Here is a 21235-nt window from a genome sequence, read left to right as displayed (position 1 = left end):
GCGGGTTCGTCGTCAGGTCGTCAGCCGGCCGCAGCGTCAGATCGCGGTCTGCGTCGACTTCGGCATGTGCAGCGGGATGAGGTCGCGCGGCGGCATCGGCGTCGTGCCACGCACGACGACGACGCTGCGGAACAGCTCCTCGATCTCGCTCGCGTCGTCGGGCTGCTCGGCGGCCTTGCCGGCGATCACGCCGCGCAGGAACCAGCGGGGACCGTCGACGCCGACGAAGCGGGCCGGCCGGACACCGGCCGCGCCGCCGTCGCCGTCGACCGCGACGGGCACGGATGCACGGAGCTCGGGGCCGAACGGGCCGTCGACCTCGGTCACGACACCGCCCTGGCGCTCGATCTGCTCGGCGATCTGCGCACGGATCTCGTGCCACAGGCCCGTCGAGCGGGGTGCGGCGAACGGCTGGACCTGGAGTGTCGAGTCGTCGTAGTCGAGCCCGACCGCGACGACGCGCTGCGAGCCCTCCTCCACCTCGAGGCGCAGGTGCAGCCCCTCGCGCGGCAGGACCTTCACGCCACCCAGGTCGACGTACGGGCGGACCAGGTTCGCCTCGGTCTCGTCGTGCGGGCCGTTCTCGGCGCGGTCCTCGGGCGCGGACTTGTCCGTGGGGGCCACCGCGTCGACCTCGTCGAGGTCCGCGTCGGCGTCCGTCGCGATGTCGACCTCGGGAGACGTGTCCGCGATCTCGACCTCGTCGGCGACGGCCTCGGCCACCTCGACCTCGGCCACCTCGCCCTCGTCACGCTTGCGTCGACCGAACTTCATGCGTGCGTTCCTTCCTGAACATCGTCGGCGGCACCGGTCACGGCGCCGCTCCGGTCACCGTAGCCCGACGAGCCGAAGCCACCCTGGCCCCGGACGCTGTCGGGCAGCTCCTCGACGTGCGTGTACGTCACCCGCGGGACGGGCATCACGATCAGCTGTGCGATCCGGTCACCGACGTGCACCTCGTACGGCTCGGACCGGTCGGTGTTGAGCAGTGCGACCTTGATCTCGCCGCGGTACCCGGAGTCGACCGTGCCCGGGCTGTTGACGATGCTGATGCCGTGCTTCGCGGCGAGGCCGCTGCGCGGGACCACGAACGCGGCGTACCCCTCGGGGAGCGCGATCCGCAGCCCCGTGGCTACGAGGTGTCGCTCGCCCGGCTGCAGCACGAACGACTCGGCCGAGACGAGGTCGGCACCCGCGTCGCCGGGGTGGGCGTGTCCGGGGCGGTTCTCCCCGGTCCAGAGGACGTCGACTGGTTCGGTCACGTGTCGAGGGTAGTGCAGAGACGTGACCCGACCGTGACCTGGCCCGAGTCGTGGTCGAATGGACTCGTGACCCTGTACCGCGAACGACTCTGGGCCCCGCCCGCCCTGTACCTGGCGACGGCGCTCGTCATCCCCGCCACCCTGCTCGTGTTCCTGCCCATCAGCGTGCTCGCCGGTGTGCTCGTGGCGATCGGCATGGAGCTCGGCGTCCTCGTGCTCCTGTGGGCACTCGCACCCACCATCGAGGTCACGGACAGCGAGTTCCGCGCCGGCAAGGCGCACCTCCCCCGCGCACTCGTCGGCAGCGTCGAGGCGTTCGAGGGCGCCGAGGCGACCACGCAGCGCGGCCCGAAGCTCGACGCACGAGCGTGGACGCTCTTCCGCGGCTACGTGCGCGGGGTCGTCAAGGTCGAGGTCCGCGACGACGCCGACCCGACGCCCTACTGGCTGGTCAGCGTCCGGCAGCCCACCAAGGTGGTCGAGGCGCTCCGGTCCTGACGGACCGCGACGGGCGGACGGGAGGCCCGGCGCGCGTCCGCCCCGTACCGTACGACGAAGGCCCCGCATCCTGGAGGATGCGGGGCCTTCGGTGATCGTTGCGCCTAGAGCGCTGCGCATTCCGCGCAGACCGGCCCGAGCTTCGACTCGTGGTCGAGCTGGGAGCGGTGCTTCACGAGGAAGCACTCGACGCAGGTGAACTCATCGACCTGCGGGGGCAGCACCACGACGTCGAGGTCGACGTCGCTCAGGTCCTGCCCGGCGAGTTCGAAGCTGCCGGGGTTGTCCGAATCATCGTCGACGACCCCCGACATCTTGTCGGGAACGCGCTCCTTGAGGGCCTCGATCGACTCCGAATCGGAGTTGTCATCGGTCTTCCGGGGGGCGTCGTAATCGGTGGCCATGCCCATCCATTTCTCGTATCGAGAGGTCGTCGCCGGGTGATCGGCGGCGACAGTTTGCACGACGTCCCGCCAGAGTGCAAACCGAGATCTGCGGCGCGTCGTCACGGCCCTGCAACCCGTACCCCGTTCCGGACATTCCCGACACCCGTCGACGCTCGCCGCAGACTCCGCGGCACGCCCGTGCGCCTCCGTGGAAACCGTCCACGACCACTGCATACTCACGGGGTACGACGCACGACCGTACGCGACGCTGGGAAGGCTGGACCATGCAAGACGTGAGAGTCATCGGAGTCGAGGCAGGCGCACTCCTCCTGGCGACCGACGGCGGTACCGAGTTCCGGTTGCCCGTCACGTCCTCGCTGCCGGGGCAGGTCCGTCAGGCCAACCCCGACGCCGGGCCGCAGAAGCGGGTCTCGCCGAAGGACGTCCAGGCACGCATCCGCGGTGGTGCCGACGCCGCCGACGTCGCCGCCGCGCTCGACGTCGACGTCGAGTACGTCCGACGCTTCGAGGGTCCGGTGCTGGCCGAGCGCGCGTTCGTGCTCGACGCCTCGCACCGCGTCCCGGTGACCCCGTTGGACGACGAGGCCCCGGACACCTTCGGCGCGGCGATCACCGCGAAGCTCGAGGCCGGCGAGGCCACCGCGATCAGCTGGGGCTCGTGGAAGCACCCGGAGAGCGGCTGGCAGGTCCGGGTCCGCTACACCGCGGCCGAGGTCGAGCACGACGCCCAGTGGCGCTTCGACCCGAAGACCTCGACCCTCGTGCCGGACAACGGCGACGCGCACCGGCTCTCGCACACCGACGACGAGGGCATCGCGCCCCGCCTGCGCGCCGTGGAGTACGAGCAGCAGGACGACGACGGCACCCGCTTCGACTCCGGCGCCTTCCGCGTCGAGGAAGAGGACGAGGCCGTCACGAACCCCGACGTCCCCGACCGCGCGCCGCTCCGTGCACCGCTGCCCCGCATCGGACAGGCGGCCGTCGAGGAGCGCGCACCCGGCAACGAGACCGCCGACCTGCTCGAGGCCCTCCGCCGACGCCGGGGCGAGCGCGAAGCCGCCTCGTTCGGCGAGCAGCGCGACGAGCCCGCCCGCGGCACGTCGATCAGCGTCGTCGACATCCCGTTGCAGGGTTTCGAGGACCAGCCCGTGAGCGACACCGCCCCGTCGTCGGCCGACGCCCGCCCGGCATCGGCACCCGAGGCCGAGGGACGTGCCGAGCGCAAGAAGCGCAACCGCCGGTCGATGCCGAGCTGGGACGAGATCGTCTTCGGCACCCGCCCGGAGGACCCGGCCTGATCCGCTCGGACTGATCCGCGGCGGCCGGCTACTGCGCGAACGCCCCGGCGAGCCGGAGCGGCACGAGGGTCTCCTCGTCGGTCATCGCACCGTGCTGTCCGATCATGCGCTTCGGGACCTCGCCGTCGCGCAGCGCCCGGTCGTCGTTGAACGCCCACGAGCCGCGTGCCACGACGATCACGTCGCCGATGCGCGGGACCACCTCCGGCGAGACCGCACCGAACCAGCCGGCGGCGATCGCCTCGTCACGGCTCGCGACGTACGCCTTCTTGCCGTAGCGCGCACGGAAGGCCCCCACGAGCCCGCGCACGTCGGTGCCGGGCGCCACCGTGAACTGGCGGCACCGGGGGTCGCCCGCCACCCCGACGACGTCCGTCAGCAGCAGCGGGTCGACGGCGATGTTCGCGTGGTCCGGCACGTCGAGCACACCGTGGTCCGCGGTGACCAGGATGCCGACGTCGCGTGCACCACGGGCGTCGAGGCGGGCGAGTTCGCCGTCGAGCAGCTCGAGCGTCGCCGTCCACCGGTCGGACTGCCACCCGGACTTGTGGCCGATCGAGTCGAGCTCCGGCACGTACAGGTAGACGAGGGACCGGCCGGTGGCGGTCTCGGCCAGGGCGGCGTCGATGCGCTCCGGGATCGTGTCCGCTGCCACGTAGCGCGCGCCACCGAGGACGTTCGCGGTCATGCCGGACGCCCGGTAGCGCTCCGGACCGACCACGACGGGGTCGACGCCGAGTTCCGCGGCCCGGGTGAACAGCGTCTCGACGAGGAACCAGTCCGCCGGCACCTCGGTGTCCCACCCGCCGAGCAGGTTCATCACCGCGCCGGTGTCCGGGTTCCAGCCGCTGTAGCCGACGACGCCGTGCGTGCCGGGCGACCGTCCGGTCGTCAGGGTGCTCAGTGCCGCGGCCGTCGTGGTCGGGAACCCGCTGCGGAGCTTCTTCGCGGTGCTGGTGCCCTTCGCCGCGGTCAGCCAGCGGGCGTGGCCGGCGCGAGCCGACAGCGCGACCGAACCGAGGCCGTCGACCAGGACGACGATCGCGGAACGGGCGGGACGGAGGGCGATCCGGGCCTCCAGGCCGTTGGCACGCGACCACGCGTCGTCCGCAGCCCCGAGCGCCACGAGGCAACTCGGGAAGACGTCGGCGAGGTTCGCGGCGGCGTCGGGGGCCGTCGGTACGCTTGTTCCCATTCCACAGAGTCTTCCAGACGACCCCGGTCTTCCAGACGACTCCGGTCTCCCAGAAAGGTGCCATGGCACGCACGGACGCAGTCGGACTGCCCGACGGTGAGCGCATCGAGGACGTCGACGTCTCCGAGGAGATGCAGGGCTCCTTCCTCGAGTACGCGTACTCCGTCATCTACTCGCGGGCGCTGCCCGATGCACGTGACGGCCTGAAGCCCGTCCAGCGGCGCATCCTGTACCAGATGGCCGAGATGGGGCTGCGGCCCGACCGCGGGCACGTCAAGAGCGCCCGCGTCACCGGCGAGGTGATGGGCAAGCTGCACCCGCACGGCGACGGCGCGATCTACGACGCCCTGGTGCGGATGGCGCAGCCGTTCACCATGCGGGTGCCGCTGATCGACGGCCACGGCAACTTCGGCTCGCTCGACGACGGTCCCGCTGCCGCCCGGTACACCGAGGCACGTCTGGCCGAACCGTCGATGGCCATGACCGAGGGCCTCGGCGAGGACGTCGTCGACTTCGTCCCGAACTACGACAACCAGATCATGCAGCCCGGCGTGCTGCCGGCGGCGTTCCCGAACCTGCTCGTCAACGGCGCCTCGGGCATCGCGGTCGGCATGGCGACCAACATGGCGCCGCACAACCTGGGCGAGGTGGTCGAGGCCGCGAAGCACCTGCTCATGAACCCCCAGGCCACCCTCGAAGAGCTCATGGAGTTCGTGCCCGGCCCGGACCTGCCCTCGGGCGGCACGATCGTCGGCCTCTCCGGGGTCCGCGACGCCTACGCCACCGGCCGCGGCACGTTCCGCACACGCTCGAAGGTGAGCGTCGAGAACCTCACACCGCGCAAGGTCGGCCTCGTCGTCACCGAGCTGCCGTACCTGGTGGGCCCCGAGCGCGTCATCGAGAAGATCAAGGACGGCGTCCAGTCCAAGAAGCTCGTCGGCATCTCGGACGTCAACGACCTGACCGACCGCAACCACGGGCTCCGGCTCGTCATCGGCATCAAGAGCGGCTTCAACCCCACCGCGGTGCTCGAGCAGCTGTACAAGCACACTCCGCTCGAGGACGGCTTCGGCATCAACAACGTCGCGCTCGTCGGCGGGTCGCCCCGCACGCTCGGGCTGCGCGAGCTGCTCGACGTCTACGTGCAGCACCGGCTGTCGGTCGTCACCCGGCGCTCCGAGTACCGGCTCGCGCGTCGTCGCGAGCGGTTGCACCTGGTCGAGGGACTGCTCATCGCGATCCTCGACATCGACGAGGTCATCCAGGTCATCCGCACCTCGGACGACTCCGAGGCGGCACGCAGCCGACTCCGCGACGTCTTCGACCTGTCCGAGGTGCAGGCGGAGTACATCCTCGAGCTGCGGCTCCGGCGCCTGACGAAGTTCTCGCGCATGGAGCTCGAGGCCGAGCGCGACCAGCTGCTCGCCGACATCGCCGCGCTCGAGGAACTGCTGGCGTCCGACGAACGGCTCCGCGCTCAGGTCGCGCTCGAGCTCACCGAGGTGTCCGACCGGTTCGCCACCCCGCGCCGCACGCTGCTCACCGAGGCCGACGCACCCGTCAAGGGCGGTCGCAAGGCAGCCGTCGACCCGGAGTCGCTCCAGGTCGCCGACTCGCCGTGCCGTGTGCTGCTCTCGACCACCGGACGGCTCATCCGCGTCGACATCCCGACGTCGGAGCTCAGCATCGTCCGCGTGCCGAAGCGCTCCAAGCACGACGCCGTCCGGTCCGCCGTGGTGAGCACCGTCCGGGGCCAGGTCGGCGCGCTGACCTCCACCGGTCGGGTGCTGCGGCTCTCCCCCGTCGACGTCCCGGCGGTGCCGCCCGCAGCCGTCCGGCTCGACGCCGGCGTGCGGGTCACCGACTTCCTGGCGCTCACCAAGGGCGAGACGGTCGTCGCGCTCGTCGACCTGTCCGGCGCATCGTCGGACGCACTCGCCATCGGTACCGCACAGGGTGTGGTCAAGCGCGTCGTGCCCGGCACCTGGCCGGACAAGCCGGAGTTCGTCGCGATCGGCCTGAAGCCCGGCGACACGGTGATCGGCGCCGCTCAGGCACCCGAGTCCGACGACCTGGTGTTCATCAGCTCGAACGCCCAGCTCCTGCGGTTCCCCGCGGCCGGTGTCCGCGCCCAGGGGCTCCCCGCCGGCGGTGTCGCGGGCATGGCGCTGGCCTCCGGCGCCTCGGTGATCTGGTTCGGGTCCGTCGCCCGCTCCGACGACGCCGTGGTCGCCACCGTGTCCACGACGTCGACGGCGCTGCCCGGCACGGACTCCGGTCGCGCCAAGGTTTCCGCGCTGTCCGAGTTCCCCGCCAAGGGCCGTGCGACCCAGGGCGTCCGGGCGCACGCGTTCCTGAAGGGCGAGGACGGGCTCACCGTGGGCTGGGCGGGCATCGCTCCGCCGCACGCGGTCGGCACGGACGGCGCGGCGCGGACCCTGCCGGACTGGCTGTCGAAGCGTGACGGGTCCGGTGCGCCGCTCGAGGCCGTCATCGGCTCGATCGGTGGCAGTGCCGCTGCGCTCGACGGCACCGCCGGCGACGCGTAGGCGGGCGGGGCGCTGCGCCGCCCGCACCCTTCGCTGCGCCCACCCTTCGCGAAAGCGACAGTGTCCCGCGAACAGTTCGCGGGACACTGTCGCGTTGGCGGTACGGACGGCGCAGGGTGGCGGCACGGTGTCGCTCTGGCGGCACTGAGACTCGGCCTGAGCGACATCATTCGCGGTCCGGCGCCCGAGACGAGTCGCCCACCGCGAGACTCGGGCCGGCAGCTGCGCCGCGGTCCGGCGCGCTACGCGTCGATGCGGTCGCGGTCGAGGCCCTCGCCGGCCAGGATGAACTCCTTGCGCGGGGCCACGTCGTTGCCCATGAGCAGCTCGAACACCTTCGCCGCGCTCTCGGCGTGCGTGATGTTCACCCGCCGCAGGGTGCGGTGCGCTCGGTCCATCGTGGTCTCGGCGAGCTGGTCGGCGTCCATCTCCCCCAGGCCCTTGTACCGCTGGATCGGCTCCTGGTACTTCTTGCCGGTCTTCTCGAGCTTCTTCAGCACGGTCTGCAGTTCCTGCTCGGAGTACGTGTAGAGCGTGTCGTTGGGCTTGCCGCGGTTCACCACGACGACCCGGTGCAGCGGCGGGACGGCAGCGAAGACCCGGCCTTCCTCGATCATCGGTCGCATGTACCGGAAGAACAGGGTCAGCAGCAGTGTGCGGATGTGGGCGCCGTCGACGTCGGCGTCCGACATGATGATGACCTTGCCGTACCGCGCCTGGTCGATCTCGAACGTGCGACCGGAGCCGGCGCCGATGACCTGGATGATGGACGCGCACTCGACGTTCGACAGCATGTCCGAGACGGACGCCTTCTGCACGTTGAGGATCTTGCCGCGGATCGGCAGCAGCGCCTGGTACTCGCTGTTGCGTGCGAGCTTCGCGGTCCCGAGGGCCGAGTCGCCCTCGACGATGAAGAGCTCGGTGCCCTCGGTCTCCTGCGACCGGCAGTCTGCGAGCTTCGTCGGCAACGACGAGTTCTCGAGCGCGTTCTTCCGGCGCTGCGTCTCCTTGTGGGCGCGGGCCGAGATGCGGGTCTTCATCTCCGCGACGACCTTCTCGAGCAGGGTCGCGGCCTGGGCCTTCTCGGTACGCTGCGTCGACGTCAGGATCTCGGTGATGCGCTTCGACACGACCTGGTCGACGATCTTCCGGACCGCTGGCGTGCCGAGGATCTCCTTCGTCTGCCCCTCGAACTGCGGCTCGGGCAGTCGGACGGTCAGGACGGCGGTCATGCCGGCGAGCACGTCGTCCTTGTCGAGCTTGTCCTGCCCGACCTTGAGCTTGCGGGCGTTCGCCTCGACCTGTGCGCGGACGGCCTTGACCAACCCAGACTCGAAGCCGGCCTGGTGTGTGCCGCCCTTCGGTGTGGCGATGATGTTGACGAAGCTGCGGAACGCCGTCTCGTACCCGTCGCCCCACCGGAGGGCGAGGTCCACTTCGCAGGAGCGCTCGACCGCGGTGGAGACCATGTGGCCCTTGTCGTCGAGCATCGGGACGGTCTCGGTGAAGGTCCCGGTGCCCTGCACGCGCCAGACGTCCGTGACGGCGGTGTCGGTGGCGAGGTGCTCGACGAACTCGCCGATGCCGCCCTCGTAGCGGAAGCGCTCGACGACCGGACCGGCCTCGACGGCGGTGCCCGTCGCCTCGGCACGCGCGGCGGCGGCCTCGATCGAGGACACGCGTTCGTCGGTGATCGTGATGCCGAGTCCGGGAACGAGGAACGCCGTCTGCCGTGCGCGCGTGACCAGGTCGTCGGTGCTGAACCGCGCGTCGGCCGTGAAGATCTGCCGGTCCGCCCAGTAGCGGATGCGGGAACCGGTGACGCCCTTCTTCACCTTGCCGACCACCCGCAGCTCGCTGCCCGAGGTGAAGGGGCTGAACGGGGCGTCCGGACCGATCCCCTTCGTGTCGTCGAACGTGCCGGGCTCGCCGCGGTGGAAGGACATGGCGTAGGTCTTGCCGCCGCGGTCGACCTCGACGTCGAGGCGCTCCGACAGCGCGTTGACCACCGAGGCACCGACGCCGTGCAGACCGCCCGACGCGGCGTACGACCCCGACCCGAACTTGCCACCAGCGTGCAGCTTGGTGAACACGACCTCGACCCCGGTCAGGCCGGTCTTCGGTTCGACGTCCACCGGGATGCCACGAGCGGTGTCGCGGACCTCGACCGAGCCGTCGGCGTGCAGCACGACGCCGATCTCGTCGCCGTGCCCCGCCAGGGCTTCGTCGACGGAGTTGTCGATGATCTCCCACAGGCAGTGCATGAGCCCCCGGGAGTCGGTCGAGCCGATGTACATCCCCGGACGCTTCCGGACCGCCTCGAGCCCTTCGAGGACGGAGAGATGGCGTGCGGAGTAGTCGGAGCTCACCGTCCGATGCTACCGAGCCGCACCGACACCCCCGGCGTGGACACTCGCACTGGGGACAACCGGTCCGCGCTCAGCGAAACAGCGCTGCACAATGCATCGTTCTCAGGCATCACGTGTTGAAATGGTGCAACCACCCGGCACCACCTGCGATCCGTGAGGAGCACAGCAATGACCCAGACCGTGCAGGACCCCTCCATCGACGAAGTCAGCAACCACCAGCTGACCGCCGCCGACCGTTGCGACAGCTGCGGGGCGCAGGCCTACATCCGAGCCACCATGTCGAGCGGCGAGCTGTTCTTCTGTGCCCACCACGGCGCCGAGTTCAAGGACAAGCTCGCGGCGACCGCCATCGAGTGGCACGACGAGAGCAGCCGACTCTACGAGTCGAAGTAGCGCGCGAAGGCGCGAGCACAGCAAGACGGGAGGCCCGGTGCCAGCTGGCACCGGGCCTCCCGTCTGTCTGTTGCCCGTCTCAGAACGCGCGGTTCAGCGCCCAGGCGGCGCCGCGGTAGCTGTTCGGCCCCCAGACACCGTCGATGGGGCCGCTGTAGCGGCCGTGGGCGGCCGCCCATCGTTGCAGTGCTGCCACGACGTCCTTGCTCTCGTACCCCTACGCGATCGGGGCCTGGTAGTACCCGCCCTTCGCGAGCTGGTTGGACGCCCCGATCCACGAGTTCGGCCCCATCACGCCGTCGATGGGGCCGGTGTAGGTGGCCATGCTGCCGAGACACTGCAGCCGCTTGGAGAAGACGGAACCGGGGAAGCCGTCGGATTCGGTCGTGGTCGTCGGGACCGAAGCGCAGGCCGGACTGATCCGGGTCATCGCCGCCTCGGCCGTCGTCGTCTGTCCGACGGCACCGGCACCGGCACCGACACCGACCAGGGTCACGACGAGTGCACCGACCAGGGCGAGTGTGCGTGTGTTGCGTTGCATGGGACCTCCTTTGTCCGCACTCACATGTCACATGCACAACGCGACGTTCCGGAACTGGCAACAGTTGCCACCGCCCTCGGGAACGACGAAGGCCGGGCCCCTGCAGGCCCGGCCTTCGTCGTGTCTCACGCGATGCGCTTGAACGCCTTGTCGACGTAGCGGTCGACGGTGGCGCGCGCCTCGCGTGCGTAGCGGTCGATGGTCGCCGTCTGCTCCGGGTCCGGCGTGTACTCGCGGCCCAGCCGTGCGCCGGCTGCGGCGAGGACACCATCGGTCAGCTGCGGGTTGAGCGGCAGGATCGGGCCCTGGGTGTGCGTGCCGAAGGACGTGCCGACGATCGCACCCTCGACCGGGGCGCCCGCCTGGTTGCCGCCGCCGGACACGACGTCGGCGAAGGGAGTGACCCCGGCCGCGAGCTCGATGCTGGTGGCGTGGTCCTCGAACCCGGCGAGACGCGTCGGCGCTCCGGGAAGCAGCGGGTACCGGGTCTCCAGCACGAAGTAGTTCACGCGCCGCTCGGCACCGCGGACGGCGCGGGCGTCGAACACGCCGAATCCGGCGACCGGTGCGCCCTCGGTGGGGACGACCTCGTTCGTCGACAGGTCGAACCCGCCGCCGACCGCGATCACCGGCACCCCGTCGCTGGCGAAGGCGCGGAGCGTCGCACCGATGCGCGCGACGTCGGCGCCGAGGGACCGCATCGCGCTGAGCGGCCCGTTGCCGATCACGACGACGTCGGCCGCCGTGGGGAGTTCGTCGCCGGGCGCGTACTCGAGCACCTCGGTGTCGAGGCCGGCTGCAGCGGCACGGCGCACCAGGGCCGCGACGTTGCCACGGTCGCCCGAGACGCCCATCTGTCGGGGGTAGACGTGCAGGATGGTCAGCCGGTCGGCCGTCATGCGGTCTTCTCCATGTCCGGGTGGCCGAGGGCCTTGCGGGCGATCATCATGATCTCGTAGTTGACGATGAAGTTCTTCGTCCCGCTGGTCGTCGACCCGAGCTGCTCCATGTGCTTGATCGCCGCCTCGACGTCGGGTTCGACCCGACCGATGCGGACACCGGCGTGCTCGAGGGCGATCGCGATCTGCCAGGCCTTGTCACCGGAGACGACGTCGACGTGGTCGAGCTTGGAGAAGTCGATGTCGTAGATCCAGGAGATGTCCGGCGTGCCCTCGTCGATCGCCATGAGGACCTGCTCGGGGCGGTCCGGCAGCGCGTCGAGGTTGAGCTGGAGGCTCGCGGCGTTCTTGAACATCGTGAACTCGGCGGACTCGCCAGCGATCGGGAGTCGTTCCCCGCGGCCGTAGGCAGGCTTCATCGTGCCGAAGGCCTTCGTGACGGCGTCGGCGCGGAACTGCGTGCCGAGTGCCGCGCTGGCCGTGGCCGTGGCCGCGGCGGCGTCGACCGCGTAGTGCAGGCCGCGGGCGGGCAACCGGACCGGGATCTCGGTGCCGTCGAAGCGGATCGTCGCACCGTCACCGGTGTTCACGACGACCTCTGATTCGGCGGCGTTCGGCTGGGCGTCCTGCCGGTCGAAGTCGTCGGCGTTCTGCAGGCCGTTCGGCGCGGCGGCGACGACCTCGGCGCTCGCACCGAAGCGCAGCACCCGCTGGCCGGTCCGCGCCACGTAGGCGTCGAGGAACTGGTCGTCGCGGTTCGTGATGACGTTCGCCGTCGACAGTGCCGCGGTGTCGAGCATCATGTCGGCGACGCGTTCGGTCTCGAAGAACCGGTACAGCTGGTCGACCTGCACGTTGAGCATCGTCACCGTGGACGGCGACAAGATGCCGGCGAGTTCGACCGCGAAGGCCTCGTCCACCTCGAGGATGCCGATGTCCGCCTTCAGGCGACCGGTCAGCGAGACCTCGGACAGCAGCGCCGACGCGATGCCCTGCGGCAGGTTCGCGCCCGAGGGGTTGGTGAACACACGCAGCCCGTGCGCCCGGACGATGTCCGAGATCATGTGCGTCGTCGTCGACTTGCCGTTCGACCCGAGCACGAAGACGACACCGTTGGGGAACTGCTTCGTCACGTGCTGCAGGAAGTCGGGCACGAGCTTGAGCACGATGAAGCCGGGGTACGCGGATCCCCCGCCCCGCGCTCGCGCGAGGGCACGGAGGATCCGCCCGATCAGGATCGGGATGAAGAACCGCATCGGCCTACTCGAGGTAGTCGCGCAGCGACTGCGACCGCGACGGGTGGCGGAGCTTCGCCATCGTCTTGGACTCGATCTGGCGGATGCGCTCACGCGTCACACCGAACGTGTCACCGATCTGGTCGAGGGTCTTCGGCTGGCCGTCACCGAGGCCGAAGCGCATGCGGATGACGCCCGCCTCGCGCTCGGACAGGGAGTCGAGCAGGCTCTCGAGCTGCTTCTGCAGCATCGTGAAGCCCACGGCGTCGGCCGGCACGACCGCCTCGGTGTCCTCGATGAGGTCACCGAACTCGGAGTCGCCGTCCTCACCCAGGGGCGTGTGCAGGGAGATCGGCTCGCGGCCGTACTTCTGCACCTCGACGACCTTCTCCGGGGTCATGTCGAGCTCGCGGGCGAGCTCTTCCGGAGTGGGTTCGCGACCGAGGTCCTGCAGCATCTGGCGCTGGACGCGGGCGAGCTTGTTGATGACCTCGACCATGTGCACCGGGATGCGGATGGTCCGGGCCTGGTCGGCCATGGCACGGGTGATCGCCTGACGGATCCACCACGTCGCGTAGGTCGAGAACTTGAAGCCCTTGGTGTAGTCGAACTTCTCGACCGCACGGATGAGGCCCAGGTTGCCCTCCTGGATGAGGTCCAGGAACTGCATGCCGCGGCCGGTGTAGCGCTTGGCGAGCGAGACCACGAGGCGGAGGTTCGCGCCCAGCAGGTGCGACTTCGCACGCTGACCGTCGCGGGCGACCCAGCGCAGCTCGCGCTCGGCTGGCTTGGTGAGGCCGGTCGAGTGCTGCAGCTTGTCCTCGGCGAACAGGCCGGCCTCGATGCGCATCGCGAGCTCGACCTCCTGCTCGGCGTTGAGCAGGGCGACCTTGCCGATCTGCTTGAGGTAGTCCTTCACCGGGTCGGCGGTCGCGCCCGTGATGGTCGTGGAGTAGACCGGCGCCTCGTCGTCGTCGGTCTGCGAGATGACGAGCGCGCCGGCGGCGACCGCAGCGGCGGCGTCGGGCTTGATCGCCTTGTCGTCGGTTTCCTCGACGTCCTCGGTCGGCTCGTCGGTGGCTTCGTTCGCCTCGTCGACGGGGTCGACCTTCTTCGCCTTCGGGGCGGCCTTCTTGGCCGGGGCCTTCTTGGCGGGGGCCTTGGTGGCGCGCTTCTTCGGCGCGTCGGTTCCCTCGGTGTCCGTGGCGTCCTCTGCCACAGCACCTTCGGGCTGAGTGTCCTTCGTGGGATCGATCGTCGTGCTCCGGGCAGCCATGCGATCACCTCTCTCGTCGTGCCACGTTCGTGGGGTCGTGGCCTCCCTCGCCGCCCAGGGCCCGAGCCGCAGTCCCCCGCGTCGTCGAGTCCTACCGTTCCGGGCAGCACTAAGACCCATGTCAAGTCCCCCGTGTCGATCGGCGCTCCGAAGTGCTCCGACAGGAAGGGGGTCCTGAGTGGGTCCGTGATCATTATTGCACGTGCCGCTTCCGCAGGCGCGCAACGAGTGCAACCCAGAGCGGTCCGACGCCTATTCCCTCCTCCGCGTGGAGCACTCGCCGTGTCCGGCGCCGAGCGTGCAGGAGCATCGCGACGCCGAACCCGACCACCAGGTACTGCACCGTGAGGGCCACCCGGAAGTTGTCCCAGGCGAAGACGGTCTCGCCGGTGACGCGGGACACCACGTCGAGCAGCAGCCCGATCAGGTACATCATCACGAACGCCGCCAGGAAGCCGCCGACGTTGACGACGCCGTTCGCGGACCCCAGGGAACCGACCGGGTTGAACGTCCGGGCGAAGTCGAACCCGATCAGTGAACCGGGGCCACCGATCCCCATCGCGACGACGAGCAGCACGAGCAGCCAGGTGGGCGGGTGGCCGGGCCAGAGCAGGATGGCGGTCCAGACCACGGCGAGCAGTACGACGACCCCGAGCACGAGGTTCGAGCGGCGCATCGGGAACCGCGCGCACAACAGGCCCAGCACCGGTCCGGCGACGAAGCCCACGGCGACGATGATCGTCAGGAAGCCGGCGGCCTCGGCCGGGCTGTAGCCGAGTCCACGGAGCATCGGGACGCCCCACAGCAGCGAGAACACCGTGCCGGAGGACTGCGTCACGTAGTGCGACCAGAAGCCGAGCTGCGTGCCCGGACGCCGCAGCGCGTGCCCGAAGGTCCGGAAGGCGGCACCCCACGAGTGCGGCAGCGGGATCGTGCCGGTCCGGACGACGACCGGGCCGTTCCGGACGAAGACGAAGGCCAGGACGAGCCCGACTGCGCTCACCGCGGCGGCGACCCCGAACGCGGGCGTCCACCCTGCGGCGTGCAGGAGCACCGCGAACGGGAACGCCGACAGGATCTGGCCGATCTGCCCGAGGTTGCCCGTCCACTGCGAGATCTGCGGGAGGATCCGGCCGCTGAACCACATCGGCACCAGACGGATCACCGAGATGAAGGTCATCGCGTCGCCGGCACCCACGAGCACGCGTCCCGCGATCGCCGGGCCGATCGTCGGCGAGAAGGCCACCACGGCCTGCCCGACCACGAGCAGCGCGGCGCCGAGCAGGACGAGCTTGCGCGGCCCCACCCGGTCGAGCGCGACCCCCACCGGGATCTGGAGTCCGGCGTACACGGCGATCTGCACGACCGCGAGTGTGGAGAGCACCGCCGCCGACACGGCGAACCGGTCCTGCGCGTCGACGCCGGACACCCCGAGCGAGGACCGCTGGACGACCGCGAGGACGTAGGCGAGCACCGCGATGCCCCAGACCAGGAAGGCGCGACGGGAGTTCACCCCGACAGGTTACCGATCCGGCGGAGCCGGATACGCGACGACTGTCGTCGAGGCTCGCGACGCCCTGGTCACGACCGGACGACGGACGGGAGGCGCGGTGCGGGCCCGCCACGGGCCTCCTGGCCGCCGTTCCGGACCGTCCAGGGCCCGACCCGGCTACTCGCCGCCGTCACCCTGGGTGCGACGATCCGCCAGGAAGCGCTCGAGCTCGGCCGCGATCGCGTCCGCGGTCGGCACCTCGCCGTCGACGTCCGTGAGCGGCGACGCGACCGGGTTGCCCTCCATGTACGTGTCGTGCCGCTCCTCGAGCACACCGACGAGCCGCTGCAGCTCGGCGTTGCCGGCGACCTGCTCCTCGACCCGGGTGAGGAACTCGCGACCCGCCTCGCGCAGGGCGTCCGTCGGGAAGATGAGGCCGGTGGCCGCGGCGATGCCGGACAGTGCGGCGACGGCCGCGTCGGGGAACTCGGTGTCCGACAGGTAGTGCGGCACGAGGAGGACCAGGCCGGTGACCTGCGAGCCGGTGGACGCGAGCCGGTGCTCGACCAGGTGCAGGACGTTCGCCGGCGCCTGGGTCTCGGGCTTCCAGACGCTCATCTGCTCGACGAGGTCGGCGCGGGTGCCGGAGACGGTCAGGCTGATCGGCCGGGTGTGCGGGACGGGCATCGGGATCGACTGCACCCAGGTGGTGTCCGCGACCTGGAGCCGGGCGGCGAGGCCGGTGACGGCGTCCACGAACCGGTTCCACTGGAAGTCCGGCTCGTACCCGGACAGGAAGAGGAACGGCTGACCGATCTCGTCGCGCACCAGGTGCAGCTCGAGCCGGGGCGGCTCGACGGCGGCGATGTGGTCGTGCTCGAAGGTGATGACCGGACGTCGGGCGCGCCAGTCGAGCAGGACGTCGGGGTCGAACTCGGCGACGAGTTGGGTGTCGAGGTCCTCGAGCACGGACGTCGTCACCTGGGCCACGGCCGAGCCGGCATCGGCGAAACCGGTGAGCCCGGCGACCAGGTGCAGTCCGGCCGGGACGGTCGGGGCGGCCTCGTCGAACGTGTAGAGCTCCTCGGGGTGGTTCACCGTCCCCATGCTAGGCGGGCCCACCGACGCCCCCGCGCGGGACGGCCACGCCGACAGCGAACAGCGCGCGGATAGGGTTGGCGCATGGTCCGACCGACGCTCTCCACCACCAGTTCCGCCCCCGAGACCACCACCGCCGACGTGCTCGTCGTCGGGGTCCGTCCCGGGTCGTCCTCCGACGCCGCACCGTCCGGCGACACCGCTGCCGGCGCGTCCCTCGCGCCGAGCGCCGCCGGTGTCGTCGAGGCACTCGCCGGGCTCGACCTCGCCGCGATCGGCGTCACGGGCGCCAAGGACCAGCTCGTCCGGCTGCCCGGCACCGGCGTGGCCGCGTCCTCGATCGCACTCATCGGTCTCGGGTCGGCCACCGGAGTCGCGGCGATCCGTGCCGCCGCCGGCAGCGCCGTCCGCCAGCTCCCGCAGGTCGCCTCGATCACCCTGGCCCTGCCGACCGACTCGGCCGAGCTCGTCGACGCCGCACTCGAGGGCGCCGCACTCGGCGCCTACGCCTTCACCCGCCACAAGGGCGCCGGCACGACCACGCCGACGCGGGGTGACCAGCGCATCGAGGTCGTCGCGCCCGCCGACGTCGCCGCCGATGCGGCAGTCCGGCCCGCGATCGTCGCCGACGCCGCGTCGCTCGTCCGCGACCTGGTCAACACCGCCGCCGGCGACCTCGGGCCGCAGGACGTCGCCGACGTGGCGACCGGTCTCGCCGCGGACCTGCCGCTGACGGTCGAGGTCCTCGACGAGCAGGCGCTCGAGGAGCAGGGCTTCGGCGGCATCCTCGGTGTCGGCCGCGGTTCGGCCCGTCCTCCGCGCCTGGTCGTCGTCCGCTACGCGCCGGAGTCCGCCACGAAGCACCTCGCCCTCGTCGGCAAGGGCATCACGTTCGACTCGGGCGGGCTCTCGCTCAAGCCGGCGGCGTCGATGCTCGGCATGAAGACCGACATGACCGGCGCCGCCACCGTGCTCGCCGCGACCGTCGCCGCCGCGCGCCTCGGCCTCGACGTGCGCGTCACCGCCTGGCTCGCGCTCGCCGAGAACATGCCGTCGGGCACGGCGACCCGCCCGGGAGACGTCCTCACGCTGAAGAACGGCAAGACGGTCGAGGTCACGAACACCGATGCCGAGGGCCGCCTGGTGCTCGGTGACGGCATGGCCGCCGCCTCGCTGGAGACGCCCGACGCGATCGTCGACGTGGCCACCCTGACCGGCGCGCAGGTCGTCGCACTCGGCGACCGCACGACGGGCCTGATGGGCAGCGACGACCTCGTCGCGAAGGTCCGCGCCGTCGCCGAGGGCGTGTCGGAGCCGATCTGGCCGATGCCCCTGCCCGAGGAACTCGACGCACGGCTCGCCAGCGACGTCGCCGACATGGTCAACGCCACGGTCGGCAACCCTGCCGGCGGCATGCTGCTCGCCGGCAAGTTCCTGGAGCGCTTCGTCGGCGAGGGCATCCCGTGGGCGCACCTCGACATCGCCGGCCCGTCCGAGCACAAGGGCGGCGGCTACGGGTGGCTCGGGAAGGGCGCGACGGGTGTGATGGTCCGCACGCTCATCGCACTCGCAGAAGACCTCCAGTCCGAGTAGTAGGTTTGGTACCGGTGGGACGGGGCATCGACGCGCCTCCCACCGGTACTGCACGGGACGGGACCGGAACCACGCGGTCCGACCGTCGGACGCCGCCCCCGCGGTGTCCACGTAGGGCCCGATCGGCCCGACACGCACGAGGGAGTTGCACCAGGTGACGGAACAGACTTACGACGTCGTGGTCCTCGGTGGCGGGAGCGGTGGCTACGCCGCTGCGCTCCGGGCCGCCGAACTCGGCATGAGCGTCGCGCTCATCGAGGGCGACAAGCTCGGAGGGACGTGCCTGCACCGTGGCTGCATCCCCACCAAGGCGCTGCTGCACGCGGCCGAGGTCGCCGACGCGACCCGCGACGCCGAGAAGTACGGCGTGATCGCGGAGTTCGCCGGTGTCGAGGTCCCGAAGGTCATCGAGTACCAGCAGGGCGTCATCACCTCGAAGTACAAGGGCCTGCAGGGCCTCATCAAGGCCCGCGGCATCACCGTCGTCGAGGGCTGGGGTCGACTCACCTCGCAGAACACCGTGCAGGTCGGCGACCAGAACATCGTCGGCAAGAACGTCGTGCTCGCGACCGGCTCCTACTCGAAGTCTCTGCCGGGGCTCGAGATCGGCGGGCGTGTCATCACGTCCGAGACCGCGCTGCGCATGGACTACGTGCCGAACAAGGTCGTCATCCTCGGTGGCGGCGTCATCGGCGTCGAGTTCGCCAGCGTCTGGAAGTCCTTCGGTGCCGAGGTCACGATCGTCGAGGCGCTCCCCCACCTCGTCCCCGCCGAGGACGAGTCCATGTCGAAGCAGCTCGAGCGCGCCTTCCGCAAGCGCGGCATCGAGTTCTCGCTGGGTGTCCGGTTCCAGGGCGTCGAGCAGCACGAGAACGGCGTCGTCGTCACGCTCGAGGACGGCAAGACCTTCGACGGCGACGTCCTGCTGGTCGCCGTCGGTCGTGGCCCGGTCACGCAGAACGTCGGCTTCGACGAGGTCGGCGTCGCCATGGACCGCGGCTTCGTCACCACGAACGAGCGCCTCGCCACCAACCTGCCGAACGTCTACGCGGTCGGCGACATCGTCCCCGGCCTGCAGCTCGCGCACCGCGGCTTCCAGCAGGGCATCTTCGTCGCCGAGGAGATCGCCGGGCTCAACCCGGTGGTCATCGAGGACAAGAACATCCCGAAGATCACGTACTCCGACCCCGAGGTCGCCTCCGTCGGCCTGTCGCAGGCGAAGGCCGAGGCCGAGTACGGCGCCGACAAGGTGGACTCGTACGAGTACAACCTGGCCGGGAACGGCAAGAGCCACATCATCGGCACGTCCGGTTCGGTCAAGGTCGTCCGCGTCGTCGACGGCCCCGTCGTCGGCGTCAGCATGATCGGCGCCCGCGTCGGCGAGCTCATCGGCGAAGCGCAGCTCGCCGTGAACTGGGAGGCGTACCCGGAGGACATCGCTCCGCTCGTGCACGCCCACCCGACGCAGAACGAGGCGCTGGGCGAGGCGTTCATGCACCTCGCGGGCAAGCCGCTGCACGCGCTGTGACCCGCACGAGTCCGCGCCCTGTGACAATGACATCAACAACAACTGCAACCCCCCGCGAAGAGGAGTCCACCCGATGAGCGAATCCGTCAGCCTCCCGGCGCTCGGCGAGAGCGTCACCGAGGGCACGGTGACCCGATGGCTGAAGAACGTCGGTGACCGGGTCGAGGTCGACGAGCCGCTGCTCGAGGTCTCGACCGACAAGGTCGACACCGAGATCCCGTCGCCCGTCGCCGGCGTCATCGAGGAGATCCTCGTCCAGGAGGACGAGACCGTCGAGGTCGGCACCGCGCTGGTGAAGATCGGTGATGGCTCGTCCGACTCCGGGTCCTCCGACGCCGGTTCGTCCGACGAGTCCTCGAACGAGGCCGCCGCCGAGTCAGCGGCCCCCGAGGCCGAGCCGAGCACCGAGCAGGAGTCCGAGACCCCCGCCCCGGAGCCCACCGAGCCCGAGCCGGCTCCGGCCGGACAGACGCAGCCTGCAGCCCCGCAGGCACCGTCCGCGCCGCCCGCCGCCGCCCCGGTTCCGCAGGCAGCCCCGGTCCCGCCGCCCGCCGCCGCCCCGGCTCCCCCGGCCGCGGTCCCCGCCCCCGCAGCACCGGCCGCAGCGCCCAGCGCGACGACCGCCGCCGCGGTGCCGAACCCGTCGCAGGACGGCGCAGCCTCCGGCTACGTCACGCCGCTCGTCCGCAAGCTCGCCAACGAGCAGGGCGTCGACCTGTCCACCGTCACCGGCTCCGGTGTCGGCGGGCGCATCCGCAAGGAGGACGTGCTCGCGGCCGTCGCGAAGGCCCCGGCCGCCGGTGGTGCAGCTGCACCCGCCGCCGCGTCCGGCCCGTTCGTCGCCGAGGTCTCGCCGCTGCGCGGCACCCGCGAGAAGATGACCCGCCTGCGCAAGGTCGTGGCCGAGCGTGCCGTGCAGTCGATGACCTCGACCGCACAGCTCACGAGCGTCGTCGAGGTGGACGTCACGAAGGTGGCGCAGTTCCGCGACGCCCACAAGGCGGAGTTCCTCGAGAAGACCGGTTCGAAGCTCTCCTTCATGCCGTTCTTCGCCCTGGCTGCCTCCGAGGCGCTCAAGGCCCACCCGAAGATCAACTCGACGGTCGAGGGTGACGAGATCGTCTACCCGGAGTCCGAGAACGTCTCCATCGCGGTGGACACCGAGCGCGGCCTGCTGACCCCGGTCATCAAGGACGCGGCGTCGCTCGACCTGGCGCAGTTCTCCAAGTCCATCGCGGACCTGGCGGAGCGCACCCGGAACAACCAGCTCAAGCCCGACGAGCTCGCCGGCGGCACGTTCACGCTGACGAACACCGGTTCGCGTGGCGCGCTGTTCGACACCCCCGTCGTGTTCCTGCCGCAGTCGGCGATCCTCGGCACCGGCATCGTCACGAAGCGTCCCGCGGTCGTGAAGGTCGACGGCCAGGAAGCGATCGCGATCCGTTCGTTCGTCTACCTCGCGCTGTCGTACGACCACCGGATCATCGACGGTGCGGATGCATCGCGGTACCTGGTCGCGGTGAAGAACCGCCTGGAAGAGGGCAACTTCGCCCCCAACCTCGGGTACTGACACCCCGCAGCACGGCCGACGGCCCCGGTTCC

The 21235-nt window shown here is 70.8% G+C and carries 18 protein-coding genes; 7 read left to right on the top strand and 11 right to left on the bottom strand.

Annotated features, from left to right (window positions below; genetic code table 11):
• Positions 1-36: 36 nt before the first annotated feature.
• Both KZI27_RS10130 and dut read right to left on the bottom strand, forming a co-directional pair.
• Positions 37-774, bottom strand: a complete 738-nt coding sequence (locus KZI27_RS10130) for a DUF3710 domain-containing protein (RefSeq protein ID WP_261784215.1) — start codon at positions 772-774, stop codon at positions 37-39.
• On the bottom strand, positions 771-1262 hold the full coding sequence (dut, locus tag KZI27_RS10125) for a dUTP diphosphatase (protein ID WP_222661016.1): 492 nt from the start codon (positions 1260-1262) through the stop codon (positions 771-773). The genes KZI27_RS10130 and dut overlap by 4 nt, the downstream gene beginning before the upstream one ends.
• Before the next feature lie 66 nt (positions 1263-1328).
• Here dut and KZI27_RS10120 point away from each other — a divergent pair, with 66 nt between their 5' ends.
• Positions 1329-1760: a DUF3093 domain-containing protein gene (locus tag KZI27_RS10120; RefSeq protein WP_111086383.1), complete on the top strand. Its 432-nt coding sequence runs from the start codon at positions 1329-1331 to the stop codon at positions 1758-1760.
• Between the two features lie 104 nt (positions 1761-1864).
• Here the strand turns inward: KZI27_RS10120 and KZI27_RS10115 are convergent, their stop codons facing one another.
• Complete coding sequence (locus KZI27_RS10115) at positions 1865-2164, bottom strand: DUF4193 domain-containing protein (protein ID WP_031263038.1); 300 nt, start codon at positions 2162-2164, stop codon at positions 1865-1867.
• 266 nt (positions 2165-2430) lie between these two features.
• Between KZI27_RS10115 and sepH the strand changes: the two genes are divergently transcribed.
• On the top strand, positions 2431-3465 hold the full coding sequence (gene sepH / locus KZI27_RS10110) for a septation protein SepH (RefSeq protein WP_222661014.1): 1035 nt from the start codon (positions 2431-2433) through the stop codon (positions 3463-3465).
• Between the two features lie 28 nt (positions 3466-3493).
• Here sepH and KZI27_RS10105 read toward each other — a convergent pair whose 3' ends face one another.
• The gene (locus KZI27_RS10105) at positions 3494-4660 is read right to left on the bottom strand and encodes an alkaline phosphatase family protein (RefSeq protein ID WP_222661012.1); all 1167 of its coding nucleotides are present in this window, start codon (positions 4658-4660) and stop codon (positions 3494-3496) included.
• Positions 4661-4722: 62 nt separating this feature from the next.
• Between KZI27_RS10105 and KZI27_RS10100 the strand changes: the two genes are divergently transcribed.
• Entirely contained in the window at positions 4723-7209 is a 2487-nt protein-coding gene (locus KZI27_RS10100; protein ID WP_222661010.1) for a DNA topoisomerase (ATP-hydrolyzing) subunit A, read from the top strand.
• A 242-nt stretch (positions 7210-7451) separates the two neighbouring features.
• On the opposite strand, the gene KZI27_RS10095 is transcribed toward KZI27_RS10100, so the two are convergent.
• Positions 7452-9578 (bottom strand): type IIA DNA topoisomerase subunit B, encoded by a 2127-nt coding sequence (locus tag KZI27_RS10095; protein ID WP_222661008.1) that lies wholly within the window; start codon positions 9576-9578, stop codon positions 7452-7454.
• Positions 9579-9746: 168 nt separating this feature from the next.
• Here KZI27_RS10095 and KZI27_RS10090 point away from each other — a divergent pair, with 168 nt between their 5' ends.
• Complete coding sequence (locus KZI27_RS10090; RefSeq protein WP_071255055.1) at positions 9747-9971, top strand: hypothetical protein; 225 nt, start codon at positions 9747-9749, stop codon at positions 9969-9971.
• A 217-nt stretch (positions 9972-10188) separates the two neighbouring features.
• Here the strand turns inward: KZI27_RS10090 and KZI27_RS10085 are convergent, their stop codons facing one another.
• From KZI27_RS10085 to KZI27_RS10060, 6 genes are all read right to left on the bottom strand, one after another.
• Positions 10189-10512, bottom strand: a complete 324-nt coding sequence (locus tag KZI27_RS10085; RefSeq protein WP_222661006.1) for a hypothetical protein — start codon at positions 10510-10512, stop codon at positions 10189-10191.
• A 125-nt stretch (positions 10513-10637) separates the two neighbouring features.
• The gene (locus KZI27_RS10080; RefSeq protein WP_222661005.1) at positions 10638-11411 is read right to left on the bottom strand and encodes a type 1 glutamine amidotransferase; all 774 of its coding nucleotides are present in this window, start codon (positions 11409-11411) and stop codon (positions 10638-10640) included.
• Complete coding sequence (locus KZI27_RS10075; RefSeq protein WP_222661003.1) at positions 11408-12667, bottom strand: MurT ligase domain-containing protein; 1260 nt, start codon at positions 12665-12667, stop codon at positions 11408-11410. Before KZI27_RS10075 ends, KZI27_RS10080 begins: the two co-directional genes overlap by 4 nt.
• A 4-nt stretch (positions 12668-12671) precedes the next feature.
• Positions 12672-13922 (bottom strand): RNA polymerase sigma factor, encoded by a 1251-nt coding sequence (locus tag KZI27_RS10070; RefSeq protein ID WP_123312773.1) that lies wholly within the window; start codon positions 13920-13922, stop codon positions 12672-12674.
• A 193-nt stretch (positions 13923-14115) separates the two neighbouring features.
• Entirely contained in the window at positions 14116-15435 is a 1320-nt protein-coding gene (locus tag KZI27_RS10065; RefSeq protein WP_222661001.1) for an MFS transporter, read from the bottom strand.
• A gap of 156 nt (positions 15436-15591) precedes the next feature.
• Positions 15592-16521, bottom strand: a complete 930-nt coding sequence (locus KZI27_RS10060; RefSeq protein WP_222660999.1) for a proteasome assembly chaperone family protein — start codon at positions 16519-16521, stop codon at positions 15592-15594.
• A 75-nt stretch (positions 16522-16596) separates the two neighbouring features.
• Between KZI27_RS10060 and KZI27_RS10055 the strand changes: the two genes are divergently transcribed.
• The 3 genes from KZI27_RS10055 (at position 16597) to sucB (ending at position 21203) form a co-directional block, all read left to right on the top strand.
• On the top strand, positions 16597-18105 hold the full coding sequence (locus tag KZI27_RS10055; protein ID WP_222660997.1) for a leucyl aminopeptidase: 1509 nt from the start codon (positions 16597-16599) through the stop codon (positions 18103-18105).
• A 154-nt stretch (positions 18106-18259) separates the two neighbouring features.
• Positions 18260-19633: a dihydrolipoyl dehydrogenase gene (gene lpdA, locus KZI27_RS10050; RefSeq protein ID WP_111086393.1), complete on the top strand. Its 1374-nt coding sequence runs from the start codon at positions 18260-18262 to the stop codon at positions 19631-19633.
• Positions 19634-19706: 73 nt separating this feature from the next.
• Complete coding sequence (sucB, locus tag KZI27_RS10045; RefSeq protein WP_222660995.1) at positions 19707-21203, top strand: 2-oxoglutarate dehydrogenase, E2 component, dihydrolipoamide succinyltransferase; 1497 nt, start codon at positions 19707-19709, stop codon at positions 21201-21203.
• The last annotated feature ends 32 nt before the right edge of the window (positions 21204-21235 follow it).

The organism is Curtobacterium sp. TC1 (genome assembly GCF_019844075.1).
Taxonomy (GTDB): Bacteria; Actinomycetota; Actinomycetes; order Actinomycetales; family Microbacteriaceae; genus Curtobacterium.
This window is presented reverse-complemented; position numbering and strand designations above follow the sequence as displayed.